Raw genomic sequence first — 7,554 nt, 5'->3', positions numbered from 1 at the left:
GGAATTTTGAATGGTCAATCGTCAATCCGCTGACGCTCGTCAATTTTTTCTCTACTGCAAAAATTCACTATTCACTTGCGTAGCAAAATTCACTTATTGACCCCTTTTTTATTTTTCCGGCATCACTTTATAGGTTGGATCTTCCTGGATGTTCACTTCTACTACAGCTTCTGCATTTTTAAGGATCTTCCGGCAGTCTTCACTGAGATGTCGCAGATGTACTATTTTATTTTCCTGTTTATAGCGTTTGGATAACTTGTCCAGAGCGTCTATTGCACTCATATCTACAATACGGCTTTCTTTAAAATCAACAACTACCTGCTCCGGATCGTTCATCGGATCAAATTTATCTGTAAATGCTGTCACAGAACCAAAAAACAGAGGTCCGTATATTTCGTAATACTTTATTCCGTTTTCATCAACATATTTTCTCGCCCTAATTCTTTTAGCATTATCCCAGGCAAAAACCAATGCTGAAATGATAACTCCTACTAAAACCGCTAAAGCCAGGTTATGAAGAATCACCGTAATCAATGCTACAGTAACTCCTACAAAAATATCAGACTTCGGCATTTTATTCACAATCCTGACGGATACCCACTGGAACGTACTGATAGCAACCATCATCATCACTCCTACCAGAGCAGCCATGGGAATTTTTTCTATAATCGGTGCTCCACACAGAATAATGATCAAAATCAGCAGCGATGCAATAATCCCTGATAATCTTGCTCTTGAACCTGCATTAAGATTCACCAAAGTCTGTGCTACCATCGCACATCCACCCATTCCGCCAAAGAAACCATTGGTAATATTAGCCAATCCCTGAGCTACGGATTCTTTATTGGCGCTTCCTTTGGTATTGGTAATTTCATCCACCATGGATAATGTCAGAAGAGATTCAATAAGTCCTACTCCGGCCATGATTAAGGCATAGGGAAAAATAATCTGTAAAGTTTCCAGGGAGAAAGGAATCTGGGGAATGTGAAAACTGGGAAGATTTCCACTGATATGGGCAATGTCTGCAACCGTTTTTGTTGGAATATTAAACCCAAGAACTACAGCAAATATGATGATAATAGCCACCAAAGAGGCAGGAACAATTTTCGTGATTTTTGGAAAAATATAGACAATAGCAATCGTGAGGGCAGTTAAACCCGCCATGATGTACAAAGGCATTCCCTGCAGCCAGCTTACCGCTCCACTGCTGTCAGTAATTTTGAACTGTTCCACCTGAGCCATGAAAATAATAATGGCCAATCCGTTCAGGAATCCATACATAACAGGCTGCGGAATCAGTCTCACAAATTTTCCGAGTTTAAAGATTCCTACCATCATCTGAAGGATTCCTGCAAGGGCTACAGTGGCAAAAAGATATTCTACTCCATGAGATTGTATCAGGGCGATTAATACCACGATCGTTGCTCCTGCTCCTCCGGAAACCATTCCCGGACGTCCTCCCAAGACTGCAGTTACAAGTCCCATCATGAAAGCCGCATACAACCCTGTAAGTGGAGACAAACCAGCAAGAATCGCAAATGATAGAGATTCCGGAATCATTGTCATAGCCACAGTAAAGCCAGCCAGCAGTTCATTTTTATAATTGATTTTTTTTGAAAAATCGAATAAGCTTATAGTATTTTTCATTGGTAGGCAAAGGTATGGACTGTCCCGATGGTATACAATTTTTTCTTTTTATGATTTTTTCACTGACCCATCTCTCATCTTGAATAATTCACACATTGGTTCTTATAATATGTTAATTTTAATTAAAATAAATATATAAAGTATGATTTTTACATTTTCAACTATTTTTACGTCTTATTTTTGTTTACATTTGAAAGCGAATAAGCAATTATTTGGTACTAATTAAAAATTCATCGTGTAAAAAGCTGTATATCAATTTATCTATAGCTTTTACTCATAGAATTATGTAAAACCTTAATAGGTTATATATTATTTCACACAAATGGCAGGAAAAGAAGTTTGGAAGAGAAGAAGAGAAAACCCATTGAAAATAAAGAATATATCCAAGTAGATTAAGGTGATTCCTACCCGCCTGTTTTTAAGATGTTTGGTATATTATAAATCTGTTTTCTAAGATGAATTGTCTTATGAAACCTATTTTAGTATTCTTAAATCATACGTTCTATCTTTTATCAATTTCAATTTCTTGTGAATTATTTCCTGTTATGCAAAATAATATATATCGCCTATTTTCGTTTTTTTATATATAAGTTTAAACAAAAGAACAATATTCAGTAAAAATGTTATATAAAGAAATCCATATTGGGAAATTTATTAAGGAGAGGGTTGATGAAAATGAAATAACAGCAGAGAGGATATGCAAATTTTTGAGTAAAGATGAAGAGGCTGTCGAAATGATGTATGACAGCAGATCAATGGATACAGATCTTCTTTTAAGATGGAGCAAATTATTGGAATACGATTTTTTCAGACTCTACAGCTCACATTTGATTTTATACGCTCCACCGTCTGCCATCAACAAGAACCAACAGAAATCTGAAAAAACGCCTTACTTCAGAAAAAACATTTACACTCAGGAAATCAAAGACTTTATTATGAAAAGGATTCTTTCCGGTGAGATGACCCAAAGCGAAGTCATTAAAGAATATTCCATTCCGAAAAGTACCCTCCACAGATGGCTTCAGAAGGGTGACAATGCAAACGGATAAACAGATAAGACATGCGCCCGAATTACAAGAAAATATATATGGATATGCTCAGAATGGAATATCCTGAAAAGCTAAAGGATCCAAAGGTCAAAGAGCTTCTTGAAAAGCTTCATACCAGTGAGGATGTACTTAAGTTCAACGAGAAACTGTTCAAACAGTCCAGAGAAAACCAAAAGCTCAAAACGTATGACCGGCAAACGATGCTAAAATTGCTGCAGTATCAGAAAAAACACGGTCATTCTACAAGCTATATGTCCAGAAAATATAAAATAAGCAGAACTACGCTTTCAAAATGGAAAGGGATGTTTGAAGAAGAGCTTGAAGATACAATGAAAAATGCCGGTAAGTAATCTACCGGCATTTTTTAAAGGTAATGATAAGGAAAAAACCGGGCTAAACGTTTGCCGGAGTCGAACCGGATAACCTTGCCGGAGTGACCGGCTTCGCTATTCCTCCCATGATTGCGTTACGATGAATTTTTCCTAACGACACTTTATAATAGTCATATAAAGAAGCTGGAAGTGGAAAGAAGAAAGATCGTAAAGTCTGAAAATTACTCTGACTTTATAGAAAATTATGATACAAAGAAATTCAGCTTACACTTAATCTGACACCAATTATCCTTAACCAGAAATTACAAAAAGTTTATTGGAATAAAGATTTTATAATTCATTTATCTGATGATGATTTTGAAGAAGAATCAAGTCATCAATAATGGCTGAAATCATTTCTGAGAATCAACAAGAAAAACTATCTATTAAATCCATCAATGAAAATGTGGGGAAATTATTACGGAAATTGTGCTCAGAAAAAGCATGTTCTTCGTTTGAGGTTAAAAGAAAGTATCAAAATAATATTTAAATTCTAAAAAATGAGCTTTTTTTATCTATTCCCGAACGAGTTTTGGAACTTTTATTTTTAGCGTTTAAAGCAAATTAAAGAATATTATGAAGCTAAATATATGTTTCATTTACATCATATTCTACACAATAACAAAGTTTTAGCAAATACAAACATCCATAATTGTCAATAAAAATTAAATTGTATACTTGTCATAAGATTGCAATCACAAAAAAACAATTTAAAAAATTAGACAATGATGAAAAAATTAATTGTATTAGCAGCCTTTGGAGTTACTGGTCTTGTTAGTGCCAAAGAAAGTGTTTTTAATGCTAAAGAAAAAAATGATCAAAAAGCAGTTGAATGGTGTGGAACTGTTACATATCATACATCTTGCGGATTTCCTATTCAAGACTCTTATTGTACGAGTTGGGGAGAACAGTGCCTAATGGATAATATGGCCTTATTGGATGAATATTTTTGTGGTTAAAATTTAAGCTTTAATGGTAAAGATATTTTCGCTAATAATAATTTTGATGGACAGTATTTTTGTTTTTTCACAAGACAAGAATACTGTTCTTTATTCTAACTTGATTTGTAAATATCATGTTAAATTCCTCAAAGATTCAACAAATAAATCGAGTGAGAGAGAAGAAATAATGACACTTTTTATTGGAGATAATGTTTCTCTTTTTAAAAGTGATCAAAAGGTAAAAAGTGATTCACTAAAAGAAGCCATTGTAAAAAATAGTATGAACAATATTACTTCAGGAAATCTTAATATTGATTTTTCAAAAGTTCCACGCGTAAATATGAATCAGGAAGTATTCCTAAGAGATGGCAAGCTAAAAGTTTATGATAAAGTATTTAAAAATTTGTTTTCATTTGAACCAGCTAATAAAGTTGAATGGAATTTATTGAATGAAACAAAAAAAATAAATGGGTATAATTGTAAAAAAGCTATCGGTAAATATGGAATGAGGGAACTTACTGCCTGGTACACCTTGGATATTCCAATTTCAGAAGGCCCTTATACCTTCAAAGGTCTTCCAGGGCTGGTTATTTACTTAGAAGATCAAAAACAAACATATTCTTTTGAATTATTTTATTTGAAAAAAGAAAAGCGGGAAATTATACCTCTTAAAAATGACGCTCCCACAACCTACGAAAAATTTTCAAATGCAAGACAAAATGCTAAAGATAATGCTGTAAGTAATGTAGGTGGACTTCTTCATAGAGAAATGACAAAACAGGAAATGGACTTAATAAGGAATAACGCAGGTAAATCAAATAATTATCTAGACTAAAAGGTGTTATTATATAAATTATCATACAAAGAAATCTTTCAACGTCCCACTTCCGGTTTCTCATATTATGAAAACAAGGCAATACGCGAATAATGTAGTCGTGCTCTAACCAACTGAGCTACTCTTCCTATTATAGACTGTGTTTTTTGTTGTGGAAGAGACGGGATTCGAACCCGTGACCCCGTCGTGATGAGCGAAGTAACATTTTTCTACGGCACTTGTTTGTTTTTATTTTTCTTCTTCAGCTATATATGTTTTAACAATAGGATGAACTCTGGCATTTTCAGGGTGATAGCTTAAACCAAAACTACTCCATCCGGAAGACCAATAAAGAATCATTTCTTTCAAATAAGGAATATCTTTGGATTCATCATACTTAAAATTTTCATTATTAATTTTTTGCACTTCATCAATAAGTTCAGGATAGAACCTTTCATCTTCTTCATCATATACATCTGTATAAATATTAAGATGCTCTCTTAACTCATATAGTAAATAAGTTCTGAAATCCCAGCCTACGATAACAATACCCGAGCCACTACCACCTATTACAGGATTCCATTTTAAGTTTTCATTGCTGACAACATATGCTGAATCTCTAACGGGCAATAATTGTGGGAGTTTTGAAAACCATTCATCAAAAATTTGCTTCTTTTTGTCAATTGATTTTGGTTTGATTCCCCAGGATTTCAACCAAACATGATTGACATCGATTACATCATTCCATATCCCTTTATAAAAATATTTTGTCTGAGCGGTAATCTCTTCTTCATTTTCAAGCCAATTATAAAAGAAAATACATTCTTCTGTAATCAACTCTCCTTCATATTCATATTCAACAATTTCTTTTTTGTCGATAGCATGAAGAATTTTTAGGAACTCTCTATGTTCAGAAGTAAAACTGACCTCATATTTTCTTTCAACCTGGTCTATCTCCTCTTCAGAAAGCCCCTGCCATCTGGCATTATAAAATCCTTTAGGACAATTTTCATCATCTACGGACCACAGTTTTTCTGTACTTTCTTTGACCCAGTATAAAAATTCAGTCAGATTACTTGGTATATCCATTGTTATTAATTTTAAAATAAAAAGAGGCAAGATTCAAAAAGACTTGTACAAGATCACTTTCATGACCTTCTGGAGTCGAACCAAATTAAACCGAAGTAGGCCTTTTCTACGGCACTCTTTTATATCAATCAAGGTAATTTTTTTCAGAATCTTCCGTGCATTTGCTCTACCTGCTGAGCTACCTCTCCTTTTCTGGGGAAAAGGCAGGATTCGAACCTGCGACCCAATGTTTACTCAATCTCGAAGTATGATTCTAAGACGACACTTGATTATTTTTTTTCATTTATTAGTTTTTAGTAAGCCTTCCTTACGACATTCTTTTATATGATCAGGGTAAAAGTGGCGGAACCTTTTCCTTTCCCTCTGCTCTATCATTTGAGCTACATTCCGTTTACAACAGGAATGGCAGGAGTGGAACCTGCATCTGAAGGAGTAACCGAAGTATGATTCCAAAACGACACCTGATTTTAATTTTTCCATTGAGTTCTTCTATACTTCTTCCAGTTTCTCTGGAACTTTGTGTACTTTGCATTCACCACTTCATAACCGTGTTGAAAACAGTACGAACAACCCATTTCATTCCCGTACAAGATTCTTGAGATCTGTACACCGGAAATTTTCTTCGGAAAGTCAGTCAATCCATATTCATTGAATCCGAATTTCTTTCTTACTTTTTTAATTTTTTTCATAAGTATTGAGTATTAACCTCAATACAGTGTTCCTTTTAGATTTGGTTTATGATAAATCATAATTATTCGTTTTATCTTTTGCAAATTTATATCGCTAGTGCGCATTCTTTTTACGCACTTATTTTTTTATTAAAAAACCAAGCAAATTAATAATAAGAGTAAATGATATTCAATTGGAAGTTGACGATGAAACTCTTATCGACGGCATTGGTTAGCTAGCGGGCAATCATGTGAAAGACTCTGTCTGTTTTTGGAATCGAAGTAGGTCTTTCTAACGGCACCGATAGTATTAACACTGCAAAATTATATTACATGTACGCAATCTTTTTACGTAGTTTATTTTTTTATTGAAAGAAAAATGATTTTATCAATTCAAACAGCTTATATATTCCGAGAATAGGAATCAAAATAATTGATCCAACGAATAAAAAAGTTCCAAGTTTACTTAGAAAACCTGTTTGACTTTCTGAATATTTTCCCTTCTCTCTTATTTTAGCTTTAAAAACAGGAATATGCTTTGTGGCTTTGAAACTATCCTGCTCAAGTTTAGCCATTACTTTTATGGCATACTCATCAAGACAATCTTTGTCTCCCCTGAAAACAATATCTTTTAGAATTGCGCTTCCCGAATTACTCAATGATTTTCTGTAAATCTCCACAGCATTTTTCATTTCATTATTCTCTGGAGTACATAGAATCCAAAATTTACCTGCTTCATCAAGAAATCCTGCTTCAAAATAAATCTGTCCTAATTTTTTTCTCAGGGAAATATCATTGGGAAACTGATTGATCATATTTCTTAGCCTGTCGCATGCTTTTTTCTTTCTGCCTGCTTTAAGATCCTGTTCAATTCTGAACATTAAATTACCCATAGTACTATTTTAAATTAAACCAAGATTTTTTGATTCTGTTCGTTTTGCCTTGAAGCAAAAGAACCAAAAGTTCAAGACTTGG

At 33.8% G+C, this 7,554-nt stretch carries 9 protein-coding genes; 5 read left to right on the top strand and 4 right to left on the bottom strand.

Annotated elements, in window-relative coordinates:
- Window positions 1-108 precede the first annotated feature (108 nt).
- The gene (locus CQ022_RS00815; protein WP_105684281.1) at window positions 109-1,647 is read right to left on the bottom strand and encodes a SulP family inorganic anion transporter; all 1,539 of its coding nucleotides are present in this window, start codon (window positions 1,645-1,647) and stop codon (window positions 109-111) included.
- 620 nt (window positions 1,648-2,267) lie between these two features.
- Here CQ022_RS00815 and CQ022_RS00810 point away from each other — a divergent pair.
- From CQ022_RS00810 to CQ022_RS00795, 4 genes are all read left to right on the top strand, one after another.
- Window positions 2,268-2,696 carry a transposase gene (locus CQ022_RS00810; protein ID WP_105684282.1) on the top strand — a complete coding sequence of 143 codons (429 nt, stop codon included), beginning with the start codon at window positions 2,268-2,270 and terminating at the stop codon, window positions 2,694-2,696.
- Between the two features lie 11 nt (window positions 2,697-2,707).
- On the top strand, window positions 2,708-3,046 hold the full coding sequence (locus tag CQ022_RS00805; RefSeq protein WP_105684283.1) for a hypothetical protein: 339 nt from the start codon (window positions 2,708-2,710) through the stop codon (window positions 3,044-3,046).
- A 746-nt stretch (window positions 3,047-3,792) separates the two neighbouring features.
- Entirely contained in the window at window positions 3,793-4,026 is a 234-nt protein-coding gene (locus CQ022_RS00800; protein WP_105684284.1) for a hypothetical protein, read from the top strand.
- A gap of 13 nt (window positions 4,027-4,039) precedes the next feature.
- On the top strand, window positions 4,040-4,843 hold the full coding sequence (locus CQ022_RS00795; protein ID WP_105684285.1) for a GLPGLI family protein: 804 nt from the start codon (window positions 4,040-4,042) through the stop codon (window positions 4,841-4,843).
- A 228-nt stretch (window positions 4,844-5,071) separates the two neighbouring features.
- On the opposite strand, the gene CQ022_RS00790 is transcribed toward CQ022_RS00795, so the two are convergent.
- A complete protein-coding gene (locus tag CQ022_RS00790; protein WP_105684286.1) occupies window positions 5,072-5,911 on the bottom strand; it encodes a hypothetical protein in 840 nt (279 codons plus the stop codon).
- 324 nt (window positions 5,912-6,235) lie between these two features.
- On the opposite strand from CQ022_RS00790, the gene CQ022_RS23235 reads away from it, so the two are divergent.
- Window positions 6,236-6,358, top strand: a complete 123-nt coding sequence (locus CQ022_RS23235) for a hypothetical protein (protein WP_262497599.1) — start codon at window positions 6,236-6,238, stop codon at window positions 6,356-6,358.
- A gap of 20 nt (window positions 6,359-6,378) precedes the next feature.
- On the opposite strand, the gene CQ022_RS00785 is transcribed toward CQ022_RS23235, so the two are convergent.
- Window positions 6,379-6,600 carry a phosphate ABC transporter substrate-binding protein gene (locus tag CQ022_RS00785; protein WP_105684287.1) on the bottom strand — a complete coding sequence of 74 codons (222 nt, stop codon included), beginning with the start codon at window positions 6,598-6,600 and terminating at the stop codon, window positions 6,379-6,381.
- 344 nt (window positions 6,601-6,944) lie between these two features.
- Window positions 6,945-7,472: a DUF6584 family protein gene (locus CQ022_RS00780; RefSeq protein WP_123864366.1), complete on the bottom strand. Its 528-nt coding sequence runs from the start codon at window positions 7,470-7,472 to the stop codon at window positions 6,945-6,947.
- Window positions 7,473-7,554: the final 82 nt, after the last annotated feature.

Source organism: Chryseobacterium culicis, assembly GCF_002979755.1.
Lineage (GTDB): Bacteria > Bacteroidota > Bacteroidia > Flavobacteriales > Weeksellaceae > Chryseobacterium > Chryseobacterium culicis_A.
The sequence above is the reverse complement of the archived record's forward strand: the minus strand, read 5'-3'. Positions and strand labels throughout refer to the sequence as shown.

Coding starts and splice junctions, on each gene's coding strand:
- CQ022_RS00785 (WP_105684287.1), bottom strand. CDS start 6,600: ATGAAAAAAATTAAAAAAGTAAGAAAGAAATTCGGATTCAATGAATAT.
- CQ022_RS23235 (WP_262497599.1), top strand. CDS start 6,236: ATGATCAGGGTAAAAGTGGCGGAACCTTTTCCTTTCCCTCTGCTCTAT.
- CQ022_RS00790 (WP_105684286.1), bottom strand. CDS start 5,911: ATGGATATACCAAGTAATCTGACTGAATTTTTATACTGGGTCAAAGAA.
- CQ022_RS00810 (WP_105684282.1), top strand. CDS start 2,268: ATGTTATATAAAGAAATCCATATTGGGAAATTTATTAAGGAGAGGGTT.
- CQ022_RS00795 (WP_105684285.1), top strand. CDS start 4,040: ATGGTAAAGATATTTTCGCTAATAATAATTTTGATGGACAGTATTTTT.
- CQ022_RS00805 (WP_105684283.1), top strand. CDS start 2,708: ATGCGCCCGAATTACAAGAAAATATATATGGATATGCTCAGAATGGAA.
- CQ022_RS00780 (WP_123864366.1), bottom strand. CDS start 7,472: ATGGGTAATTTAATGTTCAGAATTGAACAGGATCTTAAAGCAGGCAGA.
- CQ022_RS00800 (WP_105684284.1), top strand. CDS start 3,793: ATGATGAAAAAATTAATTGTATTAGCAGCCTTTGGAGTTACTGGTCTT.
- CQ022_RS00815 (WP_105684281.1), bottom strand. CDS start 1,647: ATGAAAAATACTATAAGCTTATTCGATTTTTCAAAAAAAATCAATTAT.